This window comes from Treponema bryantii (assembly GCF_900113965.1).
GTDB lineage: Bacteria > Spirochaetota > Spirochaetia > Treponematales > Treponemataceae > Treponema_D > Treponema_D bryantii_A.
In genome coordinates this window covers 59,615-80,554 of record NZ_FORI01000005.1, presented here as the reverse complement: position 1 = coordinate 80,554, position 20,940 = coordinate 59,615, and the positions used below count along the sequence as shown (strand labels likewise).

Sequence of the window (20,940 nt, the reverse complement as noted above, 5' to 3'; positions counted from 1 at the left end):
GCAAAGATGAAGTTCAATCCTATCAACTACATCAGAAATAAAAGTCTCCGCTGGCGAATCATGATGTGTATTGGAATTGCAATTCTTATGCTCGTTGCAAGCCTTCTTACAACAATGCGACTTTCCCTTTATTCAATGAGCAACCTTGGCGATTCCTACAAATCAAACTCTGAGCTTACACATTTTTCTCAGGCCGTAACAACAACAGAAAAGGCAATGGAAGATTATGTAAATTACCGCACCTTTGAAAGTATTGATGCCTATTATAATGCACGCACCAAAATAGAAGATTATTTTGAAAAGTTTCAGGAGCTTCCTTCTAAAAATGACGTTGCCCATAAAGAGTATATCGTTCATCAGCTTACAGAAGCCTTTCTCTACTATAGTAATCTTGCAATTTCTGCCCGCCGTGCAAATAACGAAGATGAAATTCAGAAAAATTACACCTATGCAATGGACAGCTACAACTATCTGATTTCGCAGGTTCTTGAATTAAACAATCTTCGCCTTCAGCAGAACGCCGAACGCTATGATGCAAACCAGTCTAAAATCGTAATCTCAAATACTCTTGGTATTGTATTCTTCCTTGTTTTTTCTGTGATGATTTTCTTTGTACTCTACATCACAATCACTTCCATCATGGAACCTCTGGTTGAGATTTCTGAAGTTGCTCATAAGGTTGCCCGCCGTAACTTTGATGTTCCTCTTTTCAACCGCGAATCAAATGATGAAATCGGAAATATCTGCAAAGCCTTTGACCGAATGATTATCAGTATCCGTGAATACATTGATACAATCTGGGAAAAAGCCCGTACCGAAGCTGAACTTAAGGAAAAGGAAATTGAAATGCAGGCTCTGTATACAGATGCCCAGCTCCGCGCTCTTCAGAACCAGATTAACCCTCACTTCCTTTTCAACACTCTGAATACAGGCGCCCAGCTTGCTATGATGGAAAACGCCGACAAGACCTGTTACTTTATTGAGCAGGTTGCAGACTTTTTCCGCTACAACATTCAGCAGCAAAGCCGCACTGTATCAATTGACGAAGAACTTGCTTTAGTAGATAATTTTGTTTACATAATGAAGGTGCGTTTTGGAAACCGTCTGGAATTCATCAAAAATATTCCTGAGGGTACATTTCCACAGCAGATTCCTTCCATGACGCTTCAGCCGCTGGTAGAAAACTGCATTAAGCACGGATTAAAAAACGCAAAGGGAATTATCTCCCTTGAAGTTTCTGTAGAAGAAAAAAATATTGTCATTAGTATTTCTGATAATGGTGAAGGAATGCCACAAAAAACCAGAGATGCTGTTTTCAAGGCAGTTATGGCAGGCACAACCCGTCTGCCGGATGATGTTCTGGACGACAATTCCACACATAACGGAACAGGTCTTATAAGCGTTTTCCTGAGACTGCAGCTTCAGTTTCATCGCTATGACCTTTTTGACATTACAGATGCCGAAGGTGGCGGCACAAAGTTTATAATCAGGATTCCAAAGCATGTTTAATATTTTAGTAACAGACGATGAACAGATTGTAATTGATTCTCTTTCCTTTATCATCAACAAAAACTTTGCTGATGAAATGAAGGTATTCACTGCCCTTTCCGGCACAGAAGCAATCGAAATCGTTATGAAAGAAAATATCGATATCATCTTTATGGATATCAACATGCCGGGCCTGAGCGGACTTGAAACTGTTAGCGTAATCACAAAACTTAAGCCGAATATTGTTTTTGTAATTCTTAGTGCTTTTGACCGTTTTCAATATGCCCAGGAAGCAATTAACCTTGGCGCATATAAATACATCACAAAGCCTGTAAATCGTAACGTTGTAATAGAAACTATCCGCGGTGCAATGCAGCTGGTTCAGGAAAAACAGGGAAAGCTTTCTGCAGATATGGAGCTTCATAAAAAGCTGGACCTTGTTTCTCCGATGATTGAAAACGACTTCATCTACGCCTGCATTTACAACAACGAAAAATCCATCGACCTTTCTTCATATCTTGATTATTTTAATCTTACAGATAATCCGTGGGTTTTCTGCTGTTTTGAATTCCCGAATATTAATTCTGATAACCAGTACAGCACTTACCTAAAAATCCACGAGCTTTTGAACACTGAACACCGCTGTCTTGTAAGTAGTTTTATTATGAACCGCATCGTTGTATACTTTCCGATTTTTTCCGAAAACCCGGAATACAGTGAGATTCAGGAACAGATTAAAAAGTTCTACACTTCACTCAGTTATAATATTACAGCAGGTATTCGGGCCGGAGTAAGTTCTGTTTTTTCTGATAAAAGCAAGCTTCAGGCTTCGTATAGCGAGGCGCTTTCGGCTCTTAATAAGGTTTCTAACGACGGCGGCCTTATCTTTACCGACGGCATTACCTATTCATCAGCACAGAACACCCTCTCCAGAAAAGCAAGTACCAACGAATTCAAAAATCAGATTATCAACAAGCTTTCTTCTGGCGACTCTAACGGTGTAAAATCCTTTCTTGAACTTTTTACCTCTGAACTCATTGCGCAGAAGCTTGCCATCGACAAAATCAAAAACGCTTTCTTTGAACTGATTGTAACAGCAAATAACGCTACTCACGAGCAGAATAAAACCTTTACAAGCGAAACCTTTGATAATGCTTTTGCAACTATGAGTACTATCAATGACACAAAGCTAATTAAAGAGTTTGCACAGAAGTTTTTGATGGAATGTACTCAGGCGGTTTCAAGCGTAAAGAAGGCAGAAGAAAATCCTATCATCAAAAAGGTTTGCGCTTATGTTGATGAAAATCTTTCTTCGGACATTTCTCTGGAAACTGCGGCAGACTTTGTTGGCGTTAGTTCTTTCTATCTAAGTAAACTTTTTAAAGAAGAAAAAGGCGAAACCTTTATCAACTTTATTTCAGATAAGAGGCTTGAAAAATCACGTCAGCTGCTTTCTGAAACAAGTCTTTCAATTAAAGAAATTACTGCTGAGGTTGGTTATAACGATCAGAACTACTTCAGCCGAATATTTAAAACAAAATATGGTCTTTCCCCAAAAGAATACAGGAAGGTAAAATAAAAAATGTTAAAAAAGTATTTACGAGTGGTTCTCCTATTTGCTGTGTGCCTCGCACTCACCGTTTCCTGCAAAAAACAGGAAGCTGCTTCTACGGTCCGCCAGCCTTCGCCGGCCCCGGCTCGGCCTATAACTATCGGCTTTTCAATCGACACGCTGGCTATTGAGCGCTGGCAGCGCGACCTCGATGTGTTTATTAACAAGGTGAAGGAGATGGGCGCGGACGTAATTGTTCAGAACGCCGGCAACAATATCGAAGAACAGAACCGCCAGCTTATGTACCTTCTTGAACGCAATGTAGATTGTGTAGTTGTTCTTCCAAAAGAAGCAACCTCTATTTCTGAAAGTGTTGCAAAACTCCGAGCAAAAAATATTCCTGTTATCTCTTACGACCGTCTTGCCCTCAATGCAGATGTAAACCTCTATCTTACAATTGACAGTGAAAAGGTTGGAGAACAGATGGCGCAGGAAATGCTCCGCCGCGCAAATGGTAAAAACTGGTACTGTATTCTTGGTCCTTCAGAAGATTATAATATGATTCTCATAATGGACGGAATAAACCGCATTATCCGTAACACTTCTGCTCACATAAATCATACTTTTTATACTGATGGCTGGAATTACGATCTTTCCTACCAGGAAATGGTACGTATTCTCAAAAGCGACACCTTCCCCGATGCAATCATCTGCGGAAACGATGCTGTAGCCGCAAGTGTTATTCAGGCAATTAACCGCTACTATCCGGACACAAACATTCCTGTCTGCGGTCAGGATGCAGATATTTCTGCCTGTCAGTACATTGTGCAGGGTAAACAGGCCTTTACTATCTACAAACCGATTATTCAGCTTGCAGAAGTAGCCGCAGAGTGTGCCGTACACCTTGCAAAACACGAAGAAATCAATGAGAGCCGTTTCCGCTGCAGTGTTATAGATAATGGTTTTGCAAAAATTCCTACTGTCTGGCTGGAACCAGTTCATGTTGATAAATACAATCTGGATAAAATCATCATTGAATCGGGCTTCCATTCAGCTGCTTCAGTCTACAAAGAATAACCCCGGTGGTTGAGTAAGCGGAGCCGTATCGAAACCACCGTAGCATTAGCACAATTTAAACCACAAAATTTTATAGATTTCACATATTTTCCTAGGGGGATTTCCCTAAACAAAATAAGAAAATAGCAAAATTCTCAAGAATTTGCGTGAATTTATGGCCTTTTGCTACGTTATACTCCTAATTGTAAAAAAGAGCCGTTGGCTCTACATAAAAAAAATTTAGGAGTGTTTTTTCTTATGAAAAAAATTATTGCTATTCTTTTGGCAACTGCAACTCTTATGGGTGCAGTATTCGCTAAGTCTGCTAAGGGAACAAAAGTTGGTGTTTCTATGCCTACAAAAGACCTTCAGCGCTGGAACCAGGATGGAGCTAATATGAAGGCTGAGCTTGAAAAAGCTGGCTTCGTAGTAGACCTTCAGTATGCTGCAAATGATATCCCAACACAGATATCACAGATTGAAAACATGATTACAGGAAAATGTAAGATTCTCGTAATCGTTGCTGTTGATGGTTCTTCACTTTCAAACGTTCTTGAACAGGCTAGAAAAAAGAAGATTCAGGTTATCGCTTATGACCGCCTTATCATGAATACAAAAGCTGTTTCTTACTATGCTACATTCGATAACGAATTGGTTGGAAAGATGCAGGGACAGTACCTCGAAAGAGCTCTTAACCTTAAGAACCGTACAAAAGATGATCCAGCTTATATGGAATTCTTCACTGGTGATCCAGGTGACAACAATGCTAACTTCTTCTTCAACGGTGCTATGAAGGTTATTAAACCTTACCTCGACAGCGGAGTAGTTGTTTGCCGCTCAGGCCAGACAACAAAAGCTCAGGTTGCTACACTCAACTGGTCTACAGAAGAGGCTCAGAAGAGAATGGAAAACCTTATCACATCAAACAAGTATGGTCCAAAGGGAACAAAGCTTGATGCAGTTCTCTGTTCAAACGACTCTACAGCTCTTGGTGCTACAAACGCTCTCGTATCTGCTGGTTATACAGCTGCTAACATCCCTCTTATCACAGGTCAGGACTGCGATATCGCAAACACAAAGAACATGATTAAGGGACTTCAGGCTATGAACGTATTCAAGGATACTCGTGTACTTGCAGCAAAGGTTCTTGAAATGATTCAGGCTATCGGTGAAGGAAAGAAAGTATCTGTAAACAACACTACAGACTACAACAACAATGAAAAGAACCTCCAGGATCCAACATCATTCATTCCTTCATTCCTCTGTACTCCAGAAGAAGTATTGAGCGATACATGCTATGACTTCCTTGTAAACAACAAGAAGTACTACACAGCTGCTGAACTTAAATAGTTAAACTAGCTTAAGTTAGAAAAGAACCTTTAGCTCTACACTAAAGGTTCTTTTTTAATAACAATTCATTTATAAGTATTTAAAGAGGGGTTCCAATGGCTAAAACATTATTGGAAATGAAAAATATTACAAAGTTGTTCCCGGGAGTAAAAGCACTTGATAACGTAAATCTTACTGTTGAAGAAGGTGAGATTCACGCTATTTGTGGTGAAAACGGTGCCGGAAAATCAACTTTGATGAATGTTCTGAGTGGTATTTATCCATATGGAACATATACAGGCGACATTGTCTACAACGGCGAAGTTTGTAAGTTCCAGACAATCAGGGACAGTGAGGCAAAAGGAATTGTAATTATTCATCAGGAGCTTGCCCTTGTTCCACTTCTCACAATCGGTGAGAACATGTTCCTCGGAAATGAGAGAGGATCTAAAGCTAAAATCAACTGGGCTGAGACCTTTGATAAGTCAGATGAACTTTTAAGAATGGTTGGTTTAAAAGATTCATCTAAAACATTAATTAAGGATATTGGTGTAGGTAAACAGCAGCTTGTAGAAATTGCTAAAGCGCTTGGAAAGAACGTAAAACTTCTTATTCTTGATGAACCTACAGCATCTTTGAACGATACAGAAGCTAAGCACCTGCTTGACCTTCTTCTTGAGTTCAAAAAACAGGGAATGACTTCAATCATTATTTCACATAAATTGAATGAAGTTTCATACGTTGCAGATAAGATTACTGTTATCCGCGATGGTACTTCAATTACTTCCCTTGATAAAGCAAAAGATAATTTTACAGAAGATACAATTATTTCTGCCATGGTAGGACGTAGTCTTACAGACCGCTTCCCGAAACGAGAACCACATGTTGGAGAAGTTTGTTTCGAAGTAAAGAACTGGTGTGTAGACCATCCTGTATTTGACGGAATCAAAGTTTGCGATAACATCAACTTCAACCTCCGTAAAGGTGAAGTTCTTGGTATCTCAGGACTTATGGGTGCAGGACGCACTGAGCTTGCAATGAGTATTTTCGGACGCTCTTATGGTACTAACATCCACGGTCAGATTTTCATGAATGGCAAAGAAGTTTCTTTCCCAAATGTAAAATCTGCAATTAAAGCTGGTCTTGCATATGTAACAGAAGACCGCAAAGGTAACGGACTTATTCTTTCTGAATCAATCTGTAAGAATACAACAGCTGCAAAACCTGAAAAGATTTCAAACCACTTTGTTCTCGATTTTGATAAAGAAAGAATGTATTCAGAGCAGATGGCAAAAGATATGCACACTAAGTGCGCTACTGTAATGGAAGACGTTGGAAATCTTTCTGGTGGAAACATGCAGAAGGTACTTCTTGGTAAATGGCTTTTCGCTGAACCAGATATCCTGATTCTTGACGAACCTACAAGAGGTATTGATGTTGGTGCTAAGTACGAAATCTACTGTATCATCAATAAGATGGTAGCAGAAGGAAAATCTGTAATTATGATTTCTTCGGAAATGCCTGAAATTCTTGGTATGTGCGACCGCATTTACGTAATGAACGAAGGTAAGATGATTGCAGAAATGAACGGAAAAGACGCTACTCAGGAAAAGATTATGACTGAGATTATCAATTCTGGTAAAACAGCTAATTTAGGAGAATAAAAATGGAAAAGAAAAATAAGATTGGTGATAACCTTAAATCAGTTTTCAAGGGTAATACAATGCTTTTTATCCTTGTTGGTGTAATGATACTGTTTGAGATTCTTATCAGAATCGGAGATCACGGCTCTCTCTTTGCTCCGGCAAACATTACAAACATTATCCGCCAGAACTCTTACGTAGCAATTCTTGCAACTGGTATGCTTCTTTGTATTCTTACTGGTGGTAACATCGATTTGTCTGTTGGTTCTGTAGTAGCTCTCGTTGGTGCTCTTGCAGGTGTATTTATTGTAACTCTTGAAATGCCTATCTGGCTTTCTATCTGTCTCTGTCTCCTTATGGGTACATTGATTGGTGCTTTCCACGGTTTCTTCATTGCATACGTACACATTCCACCATTCATTACTACCCTTGCTGGTATGCTCTTGTGGCGCGGTGTTGCAACTATCGTTCTTGATGGTAAACCTATTTCTCCATTCCCAGATAAGTATCGTAACCTCTTCGAAAGCTTCCTTCCAAATCCAAGTGATGCTACTATCGAAAAGTTCGGTGAACTTGATATTTTTGATGAGTTTGTTGATAAGTATACTTTCATGGTAACTCTTATCATCACAGCAATCTGTATTCTTGCTTACGTTGTTCTTGAAATCGTAAGCCGCCGCAAGAAGATTAAGAATAACTATACTGTTTCTTCTAAGGGTTCTTTCATTGCAAAGCTTTGTGTACTTTCAATTGTAATCCTTATTCTTGGTCAGTTCCTTGCACGCGACCGTGGTCTTCCTGTTGTACTCATTCTTCTTGCTATAATCGTAGCTGCTTATGCTTACTTTACACAGAACACAGTTCCTGGCCGCTACCTCTACGCAATTGGTGGTAACGCAAAGGCTGCAAAACTTTCTGGTATCAACACAGATAATGTAATGTTCTTTGCATATACAAACATGGGATTCATTTCTGCAGTTGCTGCTCTCGTAACAATTTCCCGCATGAACTCTGCTCAGCCAACTGCTGGTCAGAACTACGAAATGGATGCTATCGCTTCCTGCTTCATCGGTGGTGCTTCGGCATACGGTGGAACAGGTACTGTAGGTGGTGCAGTTATCGGTGCTATCTTTATGGGTGTATTGAACAATGGTATGTCAATCCTCGGTATCGATATGAACTGGCAGCGTGCAGTTAAAGGTTTGGTCCTCCTTGGTGCAGTAATCTTTGACGTTGTTTCAAAGAAAAAACGAACCAGCAAATAAAATGCCTTCTTTAAAGTTACATTGATGTCCTTCTTGTAAACTTTACTGCCGCAGTGTTAGACATAAGACACTGCGGCAGTTTTTTGTTATAATATACTTATGAATAAGTCTGAATTATTTGTTGAACTTCATAAACGCTATGGCGCTGTTAGACGCGCTCGGGGATGTTTTTTATACACTGCAAAAGGGATTCGCGTAACTGATTTGTATCAGGAAGCAGGACGCGCAATTCTTGGCTGGGAAGGTGGCAGTGCTTTTACTATGATGAAAAATACTATTGCCCGCGGCCAGAACGGAAGTTTTATTTGTGAAGAAAAGCCTTCTTACAACCTTCAGAAAGCAGTAAGTGAATTATTTGCCTCAGACCGTACAGTGTTGTGTTTTCCATCTCAGAAAGCAGCCTTAGAAGCTGGTCTTTCCGTTTTTCAGGATGGAACAAGCATTTACCGTCCTTGGAATGCACAGAACGAAAAAATCAACATTTCAGAAATTCCAGCTCTTATTCTCACTCCCCCACTCCCATGGGCAGAATCTATTTTCCTGCTTGCCCTGGATACAAAGAAAATAGAAGAAAATCCAGATTCGCTGCTTATGATTCGTGGAACTGTAAAGCTTCCATACTCAATGGAAGTTGCTTATACTCGTTCTATCTACAATCTGATTAAAGCTCTTCAGGAACGCCAGGAAAAAGACTGGTTTATTTATGATACTGTTCTCACAAAATACTGGGAACGCCAGGGCCCATACCTTTTCCCAAAAGTACCTCAGGATAAATATCAGGACTTTGCACTTCACTGTCTGGATTGCGGCATTTTTATAAGCCCTGAATACAATACTCCTTCTATTGTTCCTTTTGGAGCAGACAAAGGAGTTTTCACAAAATTAAAAAACTCACCTTTTGAGTATTAAGATTATCGGGTCAAGCCCGATAATGACAATGAGGGGTAATATGGAACCAAGAATTTTATTATTTATAATTAAACTCATAACCGGCGGAATTGTTGCTTTTCTCGCAATTCTTTTAATGTCTAAAAAAAGAACAGCTGCCTGGTCTTTTATGGTTTCCGGCTTTCTTCTTACCTATGCCGCTTTAGTTTACGAACTTTTAATTGAACTTGGTGTTCTTACCGCAACAAAATACGGACTCTGGGGCATTCCGGTATCTACATTGATTTGTGTTGTATTACCTGCCCTGTGTTATATTATTGCCTTTATAATTATGCTTGCTAAACGGAACTAGAAAATGACAAATATTGACGAATACTGGGAAAAATTCATAAAAGAAACTGGTCGCAGCGAAGAAGACCGCTGTGCCGGAGACCTTAATTTTGAAGCCACAGGCTTTGTTGGTGATGAACTGATTACACTTGTTCTCACAGACCGTAAAACTGCCTTCTTTACCAGCTGGGCAACCTACTCAATTGATCAGGAGCCTCTTCCTGTATCTGGAGAACTCTATGTAGTTCTAGACCGTGCGAATAATCCCCGCTGCGTAATTGAAACTCAGTCTGTAGAAATTGTTCCTTTCAATGAAGTTACCTGGGAAATGGCAAAACTCGAAGGCGAAGATGAAAATCTTGGTCAGTGGAAAGAAAGAAAACAGGAATATCTGGAAGATGAAGGCGCAATTCTTGGCTTTGAGTTTACTCCGGATATAAAGCTTGTATATCAGACTTTTAAGGTTATTTACAAATAGCAAATGTCATTCCGAACTTGTTTCGGAATCTACATAATTAAAGAGTCTGAAACAAGTTCAGGAAAACTATTATGGAGAATATCATGAAAAAATATATATCATTTATCTTTATCACTCTTTTTACTTTCACTACCCTTTCTGCCAAAGAAAACCTCTTCAGTTTTTCTGCAGGGCTTACTTCCGGAGTTCCTATTTACGGTTCTAATTCTGTTGTTTCTACTGGCAGTGAAATTGACAAAGGAAACAGAGTTATTATTGGCAGTTTAGTTTCTGTAAATCTTAATGTTCTTAAACAGATCAGCTTTTATCTTGGAAATGACACTCTCTGGGACATAACCTGGAATGCTACAGATAAATCGAGCAAACTGCATGTAAGCTTTCCGCTTGGAATAAAGGTATACCCGGGGCTTGGCGGCTTGAATCTTGGACTTGCCTACACTCTTGGCTTTAGAGCTGATAATATCAAAGTTGAAAGCATTGGTGAATATAATGACACCACTCCATGGGGTAACGGATTTAAGGTTCAGGTTGAATACAACTTTGCCCATGAAGGAAAATCTCAGTACCTGCCTTCTCTTGGCGGCTACTGGAACCTCATGCCCCGCGGCAATAATTCTTATGATAATCTGATTGTTTTATATTTAGCAGCAAACTTTTAGACAAAAAAAATGACCGCCGAGGCGGTCATTTTTTTTATGTACCCGATTAGCGGGCGTATTCCACGATTCGTGTCTCGCGGATCATTGTAAGTCTGATTCTTCCTGGATATCGCAAATCATTTTCAATCTGCTTTGCAATATTACGTGCAAGTTCCTTTACATCACCATCGGCAACCTTCTCGTTATTAACAAGAACGCGGAGTTCACGACCTGCCTGAATAGCATAGGCCTTTTCAACTCCGTTGAAGCTTTCTGCAATTGCCTCAAGGTTTTCAAGACGCTTAACATAGTTATCAATTGTTTCGCGGCGTGCACCAGGACGAGCAGCTGAAATTGCATCTGCAATCTGTACAACAACAGCTTCAAGCGACTCTGTTGGAACGTCGTTGTGGTGAGCAGCAATTGCATTAATAACAACCTGGCTTTCACCCATCTTACGTGCCATTTCAGCACCAACTTCTGCGTGGTTCTGATCGCTATCTGTTTCAGCTCCCTTACCTATATCATGAAGAATAGCTGCACGCTTTGCAATTTCACGGTCTGCACCGATTTCTGCTGCAATCATGCTGGCAGCCATAGCAACTTCTTTAGAATGATAAAGAACGTTCTGACCGTAACTTGTACGGAAGTAAAGGCGTCCAAGAGCGCGGATTCCATCTGTATTCATGTTGTGAATACCAAGGTCGAAAAGTGCTCGCTCCCCTTCTTCATAAATCTTGTTCTGAATTTCGTGAGTAACCTTCTGAACAATTTCCTCAATTCTTGCCGGATGAATACGTCCGTCAGAAATAAGGCGTTCAAGAGATTCCTTTGCAATTTCCTTGCGAACCGGATCAAAACATGAAATTACAACAGCTTCAGGAGTATCATCAATAATGATATCTACACCTGTGAGAGTTTCAAGAGTACGGATGTTACGTCCTTCACGGCCTATAATACGTCCCTTCATCTCATCACTTGGCAATGATACTGTGGCTACTGTAATGTCACTGGTAGTTTCCGGTGCAATTCTCTGAATAGTGGTAACAAGAATGTCTTTTGCTTTCTTTTCGGCAGTAAGCTGGGCTTCCTGCTCAATTTTGTTGATAAGAGCCTGTGCATCATGACGTGCGTCATTCTCAAGGTTCTTGATAATCAACTCTTTTGCTTCCTGCTGAGAAAGACCAGAGATCTTTTCAAGTTCCTGACGATAAAGCTCTTCCTGTTTAGAAAGTTCTTCTTCTTTTTTTACCATTGCAGCTTTCTTTTCTGCAAGTTCTTTTTCGTTTTTTTCAAATTCCGCTGCACGCTGATCAAGGAGTTCTTCTTTTTTGTTTACCCTTGCTTCGAAGCGCTGCACTTCGGCTCTGCGTTCACGGTTTTCCCGCTCCTGCTGATTTCGTTCACGAATGAGCTCATCTTTTGCATTTAACAAAATTTCTTTTTTCTGTGCTTCGGCCTCACGAATTGCATCCTGCTTTACACGTTCTGCCTTCTGCTCAGAAGCTGTTAATTGAAATCTGGCATAAATCCAGCGAATAATCCATCCAAGAACAATTCCAGCAACAGGGAGAACTATGTACAACACGATGTTCATACTTCACTCCTATTGTAAAATTTTTAGAATAGTTCAGATTCAATAATACTATAAGTAGAGTCTGATGTCAAACTGATTTTACATGCTGAAATCTTTACCCAGATAGATTTCACGGGCTATTTCGCTTTCGAGAATTTCCTGTTTGGAACCTTGAATCATAATAGTTCCCTGATTTACGATGATGGCACGGTCGGTAATTTCAAGGGTATCGCGAACGTTATGGTCTGTAATGAGGATTCCAATGCCTCTTTTTGCAAGAAGACGAATCATACTCTTAATATCTGCAACGGCAATAGGGTCAATTCCGGCGAAAGGCTCATCCAGAAGAAGGAATTTCGGTTCCATAGCAAGTGAACGGGCAATTTCTGTACGGCGTCGCTCACCTCCAGACAGTGTAAATGCTTTCTGTTTACGAATTCTTCCAATTGAAAACTCATCTATAAGTGATTCAAGACGATATTTCTTTTCTTCTTTTGTAAGATCTTTACGGGTTTCCAAAATAGACCAGATATTTTCTTCTACAGTAAACTTTCTGAATACAGACGGTTCCTGTGGAAGGTATGCAATTCCAAGTCTTGCACGCTTATACATTGGAAGGCCGGTAATACACTTATCATCAAGGAAAACATCACCTGCAGTTGGCTTATAAAAACCTACAACCATATAGAAGGTAGTTGTTTTTCCCGCACCATTTGGGCCAAGAAGTCCTAAAACTTCACCCATCTGCATTGAAAACTCAACACCACGAACAACTTTTTTATGGCCAAACTGCTTATAAAGACTTGTTACCCGAAGAGTATGATTTGCATCATTCTGCATTTTCTGCCCCCTCAGTTTCTGCGGCTTCTGTTGTTTCTTCTGCTGCAGCGTCAGTTTTTTCTTCTTCCGGCTCTTTTGTATCTGTTACCTTACCCTTTACGTTTCCGCCAAGAGTAATATCCTGAGTATTCATATCAAGGGTGATGTTCTGTGCACGGAATACATCATCCTTTTGTTTTACCTGAGCATTTCCAGAAAGCTCTAGCAGCTGAGTTGTTTTATAATAAACTGCATACGAACCTGAGCAGACATTATCTTTTTGTGTAAGCTTTATCTGAACCTGAAGAATTGCAACTTCTGTATCCTGATTATATTCAATAATCTGGGCTTCAGCTTTTACATCATTATCTTTATCATCAAGTCTAACATTACCTTTAAGAAGAGCTATCTTGGTTGTTCTGTCGTACTCAAGGGAATCGCAGGTAAAATCCATTTTTGATTTAAGGTTTTTACCATTGATATTACCAGTTGCCTTTATGTAGCGGTAATTATCGCCGGAAAGCTCTACATCATCTGCCTGAATTTCCATTGATTCAGTTTTGATATACGCATTACCGGAAAGAGTTGTTGTTGTATTGGAATTACCAGCCTGGCCAGTCATTTTATTAGCAGAAAAGATGATTTTTTCAGCGCACAGCGGCACTATGAAAGCAAAAATCAGAGATATAAAAATGATAATCCGCTTTTTTGAATTCATCTATTCTGTTTCAGAAACAGGCTCTGCTGCTGCTGCTTCAGTTTCCTCATCTTTAGTTTCTATTGTACCGGTTATATTTCCACGGAATGAAAAAGTCTTACTGATTCCGCTGGCAGAAAAACCGCTTCCACGCATTATTGTATCATCTTTTTCGATTTTTACCATATCACTTCGGCCACTTGTAAGCTGTTCTGTCTGGCCGTTCCATCTTAAAACCGAAGCATAAAAGCGCATTTTTTCGGGAGCATTATAAACATTAATATCATCAAATAGTTCATAAAGCTTTTTACCGCTGTCTGCATAAATGATTCCGCAACTGCCTTCGGTTTCTACATTTCCTTCATCATTATAAGAAGTAAAGGAAATGTCTTTACCATATGTTTCATTGCTGTTTTTGTACTGTTCAAGAGTTCCGGCAGTTACTTCAAGAGACGGTTTGTTATCTTCATAACGAACCATCTTTGTATCTTCAAATACAAATTCTGGAACTTTATCTTCTGAGTTAATGGTCTCTGCGTATTTTAAGGAACAAGAGGTAAAGAGGAAGCACAGTACTATAAAAGCCGATGGTTTCGATACGGGCTTCGCCCTACTCAACCACCGACGATTAGAAATCCTGCTTAATTTTTTCAAGATCCTTTCCCTTGTCTTTTTCACGGATTTCAACACGACGAATCTTTCCGCTTATTGTCTTAGGAAGTTCATCAACAAATTCATAGATTCGAGGAATCTTGTACATTGCTGTGTTTTCCTTTGCAAAGGTAGAGATTTCTACTTCCATCTCTTTTTTATCTTTATCCTTATAAGCTGGAACAAGAACGATGGTTGCCTTTACAATCTGACCGCGTTTTGCATCTTCAACACCAGTAACGGCACATTCCATTACAGCAGGGTGTTTCTGAAGGATTGACTCAACCTCAAATGGACTGATACGGTAGCCGGAAGATTTAATGATATCGTCTTTGCGGCCAACGAACCAGATGTAACCGTCATCATCGCGGTAAACGTTATCACCTGTATGATAGTAACCACCGTCAAAAGCTTCGGCAGTAAGGGAAATATCTTTGTGATAGCCAGTAAGAAGTCCAAATGGATGACCTTTATCAACATGGATACAAAGTTCACCTACTTCTCCATTAGGAACAGGCTTATCATTAGGATTTAAGATTTCTACATCATAAGCTGGACTTGGACGTCCCATAGAACCAGGGCGTACAGGAGAATCTGCAAAGTCCATAAAGTTTCCACAGATAACTGCAGATTCAGACTGACCGTAACCTTCATAAATACGCTTACCTGTCTGCTCGAGCCACTTGTCATAAACTTCATCATTCAAAGCTTCGCCGGCAGTAGAGAAACGCTGACACTTGCTGAGATCATATTTAGAAAGATCCTGACGAACAAGGAAGCGGTATACTGTTGGAGGAGCACAGAAAGTTGTAAGGCCGTACTTAGAAATCAAAGTAAGCATCTTATCCGGCTTGAGCATGTTCATATCATAAACAAACTGTGCTGTACCGCAGATCCACTGACCATAGATTTTACCCCAGCTGGCCTTAGCCCAGCCGGTTTCTGCAATTGTAAGGTGAAGTCCATCATCTACAACACAGTGCCAGTATTTAGCAGTAATGATATGTCCGATTGGATATGTAAAATCGTGAAGTACCAGCTTTGGATAACCAGAAGTTCCAGAAGTAAAGTACATCAGCATAGGATCAGAATTGTGAGTAGCAGCCTCTCCTACAGGACGAGGGAATTCAGGATCTACCTTTTCATATTCTTCGTGGAAATTAATCCAGCCAGTACGGTCAGGACCTACAGTAACAAGATACTTTACAGTAGGCGACTTAACCATTGCCTTTTCAATTTCTTCCTGAACGTGCGGATTGTCGTAAGAAATAATCATCTTTACGTCTGCAGCGTTTGTACGGTATTCAATATCAGTTTTCAAAAGCTGGTCTGAAGCTGCAATTGCAACAGCACCAATTCTGTGAAGGGCTGGAAGAAGGAACCACCATTCATAACGACGGCGAAGCATAAGCATTACCATATCGCCCTTTTTAATTCCCTTCTGAGCAAGCCAGTAAGCAGCACGCTTTGATTCGCGTGAGATGTCTGCAAAAGTAAAAATCTTTGCCTCATCCGAATTATCATCGATCCATACCAGAGCTCTTTTTTCCGGAGTCTCACGTGCATAACGATCAACAATATCATAAGCAAAATTAAAATTCTCCGGTGCAACAAGACGGCAGTTAGCCTTCAAATCCTCATAGGAAGTATAGTCGCGATAATCTTTAATATATTCATGGGCAAGATTCATTGTGCCACCTCTAAAAAAAACTAATGCTATTATGACAGTTATGATAATTTTGTCAATGACTGTTACTTATTTAATAATTTCAAGAAATCTGATATTATTCTATATTAATATGAAAAATAAGCGTTTGATGGCAGCAACGGTGCTAGCCTTTTTTTTATTAACAGCACTAACCTTCTCCTGCAAAAGCTATCCACCATCATTTAATGTTGAAAAATTTTATACAGAATCTGACGATACAATAGATTTTATTGAAGACAAATCATACATCGCATTACTGCCAAAAAACGGAGCAGGCGAATATTACACAGAAAAAGGAATTATTTTTTATCCGGGCGGACTTGTAGATTATCATGCATACATTCCTCTTTTGACCCGCTGTGCCGAAAACAAAACTGCCTGCTTTATTGTAAAGATGCCATTGAATTTTGCTTTTATGGATAAGCAGGCCGCAGGAAAGTTCTTAACTCTTTATCCTGAAATTAACAACTGGTATATGGCAGGACATTCTTTAGGCGGTGCAATAGCAGCATCTTATATTTCCCGCCATGCAAAGGATTTTAAGGGACTGATTCTTCTTGCTGCTTATTCAACTCATGACATCTCTAAAAAAAATCTGAAAGTTCTTTCACTTTATGGAAGCAATGATAAAGTTCTTAATCTTGAACACTATCACAAATATCAGAAAAAACTTCCGGCAATCGGCAGCGGCCTTACTGAAATCATAATTAATGGCGGAAACCACGCTCAGTTTGCAAGCTACGGAAATCAGGATGGAGATGGAATTGCTGATATTTCTGCAGAAGAACAACAGAGTATAACTGCTGCCGAAATTGCTTCATGGATGGAACTTAAATGAGCGAACTTTGTTACAATTGTTTTAAACCAAAATCAGCCTGTCTTTGTTCTTACACAAAAGAAATTGATCCGGGAATAAAATTTGTTTTACTGATGCATCAAAAAGAAGCAAAAAGACAGAGAACCGGAACAGGACACATTGCAAAGATTTCTCTTAAAGATTCTGAGATTCTTGTTGGTTTTGAGTTTGAACACAACAAAAGACTTCAGGAGCTTCTTGCAGATCCACAGTATTTCCCAGTTATGATGTATCCGGGAGAAGATGCCTGGACTGCAAAGAAAGAAGGTTTTGGAGAGGTATTAAAAGGTAAGAAGTTACTTGTTTTGATTCTGGACTCTACCTGGTTCTGTGCACGTAAGCTGATTGAACATAATCACTTTCTTTTGAAATTGCCACGCCTTTCTTTTTATGGTGATTATCGTTCTATCTTTACTTTTAAACACGAACCACGCCCTGAATATATTTCTACTATTGAAAGCTGTTACTATCTGATTAAAGAAATGCAGGAAAACGGACTTTGCGACAAGAGCATTGATCCTGAGCCGATGATGAATGCATTCAAACAGATGATTAAATTCCAATTGCAGGCAGAGAATGAAAGAATTCTCGGAATCCGCCCGAACAGCCATAATTACGATGCGAAATATAATAAACTGAGAGAGATTCCAACGTTTGATTAATTATAGGGCTTAGTGCCCTGTGGTGTGTACTCGCCATTAACTGCAGCAAGCATTGCCTTCAGAGAATAATCACAGCGCCAGCTGTAACCGAGCAGAATTGAATCTGCCCACTGAAGTTTTTCGGTAAGGGTTGGAGTCATATTACAAAGAATCACAACTCTCTTTCCAGAACCCTTAAAGTATTCAGCAATCTTTACATGATTTTCACACGATACCGAAATAATGATTGTATCATAGCCCGGAGCAACAGACGGCAGATTGTCTAATACCCACTGAGTTTCGTTCGGACCAGTTTCGTAAGTGTAATGGAACTCGCCGGCATCTGGCCAGCGCTGCTTTCCAGCTTTAAAGAAACTTGTAAGAGAACCCATTAACAAAACGCGGCCGGCCTTATCTGCAGTCAAAGGAAGTGAGCCCTGCTTTTCTACAGTAACAGAACGGCATGCCTGCTCAAGGAAGAACTTTTCTCCTTCACGGTCCGGAATATGAGAATCTATTGCATCTGGATCAGGATAAAGAGGAGCTGCATTACCAGACTTAAAATAATCAAGTTTTGCCTTTATTACACGACGAGCCGCATCCTTTACACGTTCACGGAAAGTCGTATCGGTGGTCATTAATTCAAGATTTCTATACCAGAGAGCTTCATTAAGTTTTGCAGTTGTTGAAGAAAGAATAATGTCGTTACCGGCTTCAAGAGCCATCTTAAAGGCATTCGACATTGTGCCGGCGTATACTGTGGCACCCACCATCATCATATCATCAGTTATAATAAGGCCTTCATAACCAAGCTGATTTCTCAAGAGGTCTGTAAGAAAATAACGTGAAAGAGAAGCCGGAGCACCGGAAGTTTCAATAAGAGGGAAGCTCAAATGTCCGGACATAACAGCAGGAACCTTTTCTTTGATAAGATAAAGATATGGTGTAAGCTCGCGGTTTTTGAAAGTTTCAAAATCAATATTGATTACAGGGAGTTTTCCGTGAGAGTCGAGGCTTGTGTCGCCATGACCAGGGAAGTGCTTTGCAGTTGAAAGAACTCCGGCAGCCTCAGAACCAGAAACAAAAGCGGCTCCAAGAACTCCGGTTTTATCAGGATCATCACCAAAAGAACGTGTACCAATAATAGAAGAATCGTGATCTGTAAAAAGATCTACGGTAGGTGCAAAGTTCATGTTGATGCCGAGAGTTTTAATTTCACGGCTGATATAATAGGCAGTTTTCCACGAATCAACAGGATAGCCGCCTGCACCAATTGCCATATTTCCAGGAGTGATTGAAGTGTCACCTTTTACGTGGCGAATCCAGCCGCCTTCCTGGTCAGTTGCTACAAAAAGTGGAATCTGAAAACGTCCTTCTGCTGAGCGATGCTGTAAGCTGGAAACTGATTTTGCTACAAGGTAAATATCATCTGTGTTCCAGCCAAAAACCTTTACACTGCCAAGACCGCGTTCTACCCACTGGTATAAAAGCTCAGGAGGTTCAGCACCTGCCCAGCCAAACATAAAAGTTTGAGAGAGCAGTTCTGAATCTGTCATTTCATCTGTAATACGCTGGGCAAGCTCATCGTTAGGAAGCTGTGACCAGAAGTTTACAGTGTTTGTTTGTGTTTGAGCCCAGAGAAAAGAGCAGCCCGTAGCGGCCAGAAGTACAGCAAGAAGTAGACGTTTTTTAAGCATTTCTGATTCTTTCGCTTGCTACGTGAGCAGCGATTGCTCCATCTGAAACTGCAGTTACAACCTGGCGGAATGGTTTGCTGCGAACATCACCGGCAGCAAAAAGTCCAGGTACCTGAGTTTCCATATTTTCATCTGTAATAATATATCCAGAAGGATCTTTAGGAAGCATATCTACAAGCTCTGTCTGTGGAAGCATTCCTGTAAAGATAAATACAGCGTCTGTTGTAAGTTCTGTCTGCTCACCAGTTTTTACGTTCTCAACGATTACAGACTGAACACGTCCCTCACCCTTGATTTCTTTTACAACTGAATCATAAACTGGCTTTACACCGGCATTCAGCATCTTGTCAATTACAGCCTGCTGAGCACGGAACTTGTCGCGGCGATGAATAATTGAAACGTCGCTTGAAAGAGTTGAAAGATAAATTGCTTCGCTGCAGGCAGAATCACCACCACCAACTACAACAATCTTTTTATTTCTGAAGAATGGACCATCGCAGGTTGCGCAGTAAGAAACTCCGCGTCCAGACAATTCTTTTTCTCCTGGAACTTCAAGATTACGATGGATTGCACCAGTGGCAAGACAAAGACATTTTGCTTCATAAGCAGCCTTTTTTGTCTTAACAACAAATTCACCACCAGTCTTATCTATAGAAAGAACTTGTGCCTGAACAACCTTTGCGCCAAAAGCTTCTGCCTGCTTCTGCATAGTCATCATATAAGTTGCGCCGTCTACTGCAGGGAAAACTCCAGGATAATTTTCAAGTTCAGAAATCTGAAGAACCTGTCCGCCCGCGCCCGCAACATCAAGCACCAGTACAGAAAGTCCGCCTCGCGCTGCATACTGTGCCGAAGCAAGTCCTGCACAACCAGCACCAATAATTACATAGTCGAATTTTTCAATGTCTAATGTTTCCATAGATAACCTCAATTCTAACAGATTTTATGCTATTACTCTAGCATTTAGCGGCCAGCTGTTTGGAGTATATATTTTTAATGGGTCGAATGTCAATAGATTGTATACAATTTAATTGTGATTACAAAGTACTGCGGCGCTTAGCATCCAGTTCAATCCACTGTTCGAGTGAGAGCGGTTTATAATCGCTGAACTTGCAGAAACAGTTAATCATATTACATGGAATATTTTTTTCTCTGGTAATATTTTGAAATTGGTTTACAAGCAGTTCATCCTGGGTATTGTGAACATGGCCATACATCATATAAGTTCGCGAAGAGCCGTCTTCATTTACAAGATGCTGATGATTATAGCAGAAGGTTGGATAATGGCTTGCGATTATATTGAAATCTCCATCCTGAAACTCTGCATAAGTTTTAATCCATTCGAAGCGATCGAGATTTATGCCTGGCTTTTTGAGCCAGCGGTTATCATGATTTCCTTCAATCAGACAGATTTTTCCACTGAGACGGTTCAGAATATAATTTACTTCATCAGGCTCTTTTGTCCAGAACAAATCACCAAGCACAAAGACTATATCTCCACCCTTCACCGTCGCGTTCCACTGATTAATCATATACTGATTCATTTCACGAACATCAGCAAAATTGCGTTCATCAAGTTTTATTGATTTTTCATCATAAAAATGTAAGTCAGAAATATATAGTTTCAT

Annotated in this window: 20 protein-coding genes; 12 read left to right on the top strand and 8 right to left on the bottom strand. The window is 40.1% G+C overall.

Annotated features, from left to right (window positions below; genetic code table 11):
• The first annotated feature begins 6 nt into the window (after positions 1-6).
• The 10 genes from BM161_RS07565 to BM161_RS07520 all read left to right on the top strand — a co-directional run bounded on the left by BM161_RS07565 (position 7) and on the right by BM161_RS07520 (position 10,688).
• The gene (locus BM161_RS07565) at positions 7-1,509 is read left to right on the top strand and encodes a sensor histidine kinase (RefSeq protein WP_074931402.1); all 1,503 of its coding nucleotides are present in this window, start codon (positions 7-9) and stop codon (positions 1,507-1,509) included.
• On the top strand, positions 1,502-3,067 hold the full coding sequence (locus BM161_RS07560; protein WP_074931401.1) for a response regulator: 1,566 nt from the start codon (positions 1,502-1,504) through the stop codon (positions 3,065-3,067). Before BM161_RS07565 ends, BM161_RS07560 begins: the two co-directional genes overlap by 8 nt.
• A gap of 3 nt (positions 3,068-3,070) precedes the next feature.
• Positions 3,071-4,117 (top strand): substrate-binding domain-containing protein, encoded by a 1,047-nt coding sequence (locus BM161_RS07555; RefSeq protein WP_083425719.1) that lies wholly within the window; start codon positions 3,071-3,073, stop codon positions 4,115-4,117.
• 237 nt (positions 4,118-4,354) lie between these two features.
• Positions 4,355-5,446, top strand: a complete 1,092-nt coding sequence (locus BM161_RS07550) for a substrate-binding domain-containing protein (RefSeq protein WP_074931399.1) — start codon at positions 4,355-4,357, stop codon at positions 5,444-5,446.
• A 95-nt stretch (positions 5,447-5,541) separates the two neighbouring features.
• Entirely contained in the window at positions 5,542-7,089 is a 1,548-nt protein-coding gene (gene mmsA, locus BM161_RS07545; RefSeq protein ID WP_074931398.1) for a multiple monosaccharide ABC transporter ATP-binding protein, read from the top strand.
• 2 nt (positions 7,090-7,091) lie between these two features.
• Positions 7,092-8,333 carry a multiple monosaccharide ABC transporter permease gene (gene mmsB, locus BM161_RS07540; protein WP_074931397.1) on the top strand — a complete coding sequence of 414 codons (1,242 nt, stop codon included), beginning with the start codon at positions 7,092-7,094 and terminating at the stop codon, positions 8,331-8,333.
• A gap of 99 nt (positions 8,334-8,432) precedes the next feature.
• A complete protein-coding gene (locus tag BM161_RS07535; protein ID WP_074931396.1) occupies positions 8,433-9,242 on the top strand; it encodes a hypothetical protein in 810 nt (269 codons plus the stop codon).
• Between the two features lie 40 nt (positions 9,243-9,282).
• A complete protein-coding gene (locus BM161_RS07530; protein WP_074931395.1) occupies positions 9,283-9,573 on the top strand; it encodes a hypothetical protein in 291 nt (96 codons plus the stop codon).
• A 3-nt stretch (positions 9,574-9,576) separates the two neighbouring features.
• Entirely contained in the window at positions 9,577-10,029 is a 453-nt protein-coding gene (locus BM161_RS07525) for an ASCH domain-containing protein (protein ID WP_074931394.1), read from the top strand.
• 83 nt (positions 10,030-10,112) lie between these two features.
• Positions 10,113-10,688 carry a hypothetical protein gene (locus BM161_RS07520; RefSeq protein WP_074931393.1) on the top strand — a complete coding sequence of 192 codons (576 nt, stop codon included), beginning with the start codon at positions 10,113-10,115 and terminating at the stop codon, positions 10,686-10,688.
• 46 nt (positions 10,689-10,734) lie between these two features.
• On the opposite strand, the gene rny is transcribed toward BM161_RS07520, so the two are convergent.
• The 5 genes from rny to BM161_RS07495 all read right to left on the bottom strand — a co-directional run bounded on the left by rny (position 10,735) and on the right by BM161_RS07495 (position 16,100).
• Positions 10,735-12,264 carry a ribonuclease Y gene (gene rny / locus BM161_RS07515; protein ID WP_074931392.1) on the bottom strand — a complete coding sequence of 510 codons (1,530 nt, stop codon included), beginning with the start codon at positions 12,262-12,264 and terminating at the stop codon, positions 10,735-10,737.
• A gap of 78 nt (positions 12,265-12,342) precedes the next feature.
• On the bottom strand, positions 12,343-13,083 hold the full coding sequence (gene lptB / locus BM161_RS07510; protein WP_074931391.1) for an LPS export ABC transporter ATP-binding protein: 741 nt from the start codon (positions 13,081-13,083) through the stop codon (positions 12,343-12,345).
• Positions 13,073-13,780 carry an LptA/OstA family protein gene (locus BM161_RS07505; protein ID WP_074931390.1) on the bottom strand — a complete coding sequence of 236 codons (708 nt, stop codon included), beginning with the start codon at positions 13,778-13,780 and terminating at the stop codon, positions 13,073-13,075. Before BM161_RS07505 ends, lptB begins: the two co-directional genes overlap by 11 nt.
• The gene (lptC, locus tag BM161_RS07500; protein ID WP_244882737.1) at positions 13,781-14,437 is read right to left on the bottom strand and encodes an LPS export ABC transporter periplasmic protein LptC; all 657 of its coding nucleotides are present in this window, start codon (positions 14,435-14,437) and stop codon (positions 13,781-13,783) included.
• On the bottom strand, positions 14,388-16,100 hold the full coding sequence (locus BM161_RS07495; RefSeq protein ID WP_074931388.1) for an AMP-binding protein: 1,713 nt from the start codon (positions 16,098-16,100) through the stop codon (positions 14,388-14,390). The genes lptC and BM161_RS07495 overlap by 50 nt, the downstream gene beginning before the upstream one ends.
• Positions 16,101-16,140: 40 nt before the next feature.
• On the opposite strand from BM161_RS07495, the gene BM161_RS07490 reads away from it, so the two are divergent.
• A complete protein-coding gene (locus BM161_RS07490; RefSeq protein ID WP_177206218.1) occupies positions 16,141-16,956 on the top strand; it encodes an alpha/beta hydrolase in 816 nt (271 codons plus the stop codon).
• Positions 16,953-17,636 carry a tRNA-uridine aminocarboxypropyltransferase gene (locus BM161_RS07485; protein WP_074931387.1) on the top strand — a complete coding sequence of 228 codons (684 nt, stop codon included), beginning with the start codon at positions 16,953-16,955 and terminating at the stop codon, positions 17,634-17,636. Before BM161_RS07490 ends, BM161_RS07485 begins: the two co-directional genes overlap by 4 nt.
• Here the strand turns inward: BM161_RS07485 and BM161_RS07480 are convergent.
• The 3 genes from BM161_RS07480 to BM161_RS07470 form a co-directional block, all read right to left on the bottom strand.
• Positions 17,633-19,312, bottom strand: a complete 1,680-nt coding sequence (locus tag BM161_RS07480; protein ID WP_074931386.1) for a glycoside hydrolase family 3 protein — start codon at positions 19,310-19,312, stop codon at positions 17,633-17,635. The genes BM161_RS07485 and BM161_RS07480 overlap by 4 nt on opposite strands.
• A complete protein-coding gene (gene trxB / locus BM161_RS07475) occupies positions 19,305-20,231 on the bottom strand; it encodes a thioredoxin-disulfide reductase (RefSeq protein WP_074931385.1) in 927 nt (308 codons plus the stop codon). Before trxB ends, BM161_RS07480 begins: the two co-directional genes overlap by 8 nt.
• A 118-nt stretch (positions 20,232-20,349) precedes the next feature.
• The gene (locus BM161_RS07470; protein ID WP_074931384.1) at positions 20,350-20,940 is read right to left on the bottom strand and encodes a metallophosphoesterase; all 591 of its coding nucleotides are present in this window, start codon (positions 20,938-20,940) and stop codon (positions 20,350-20,352) included.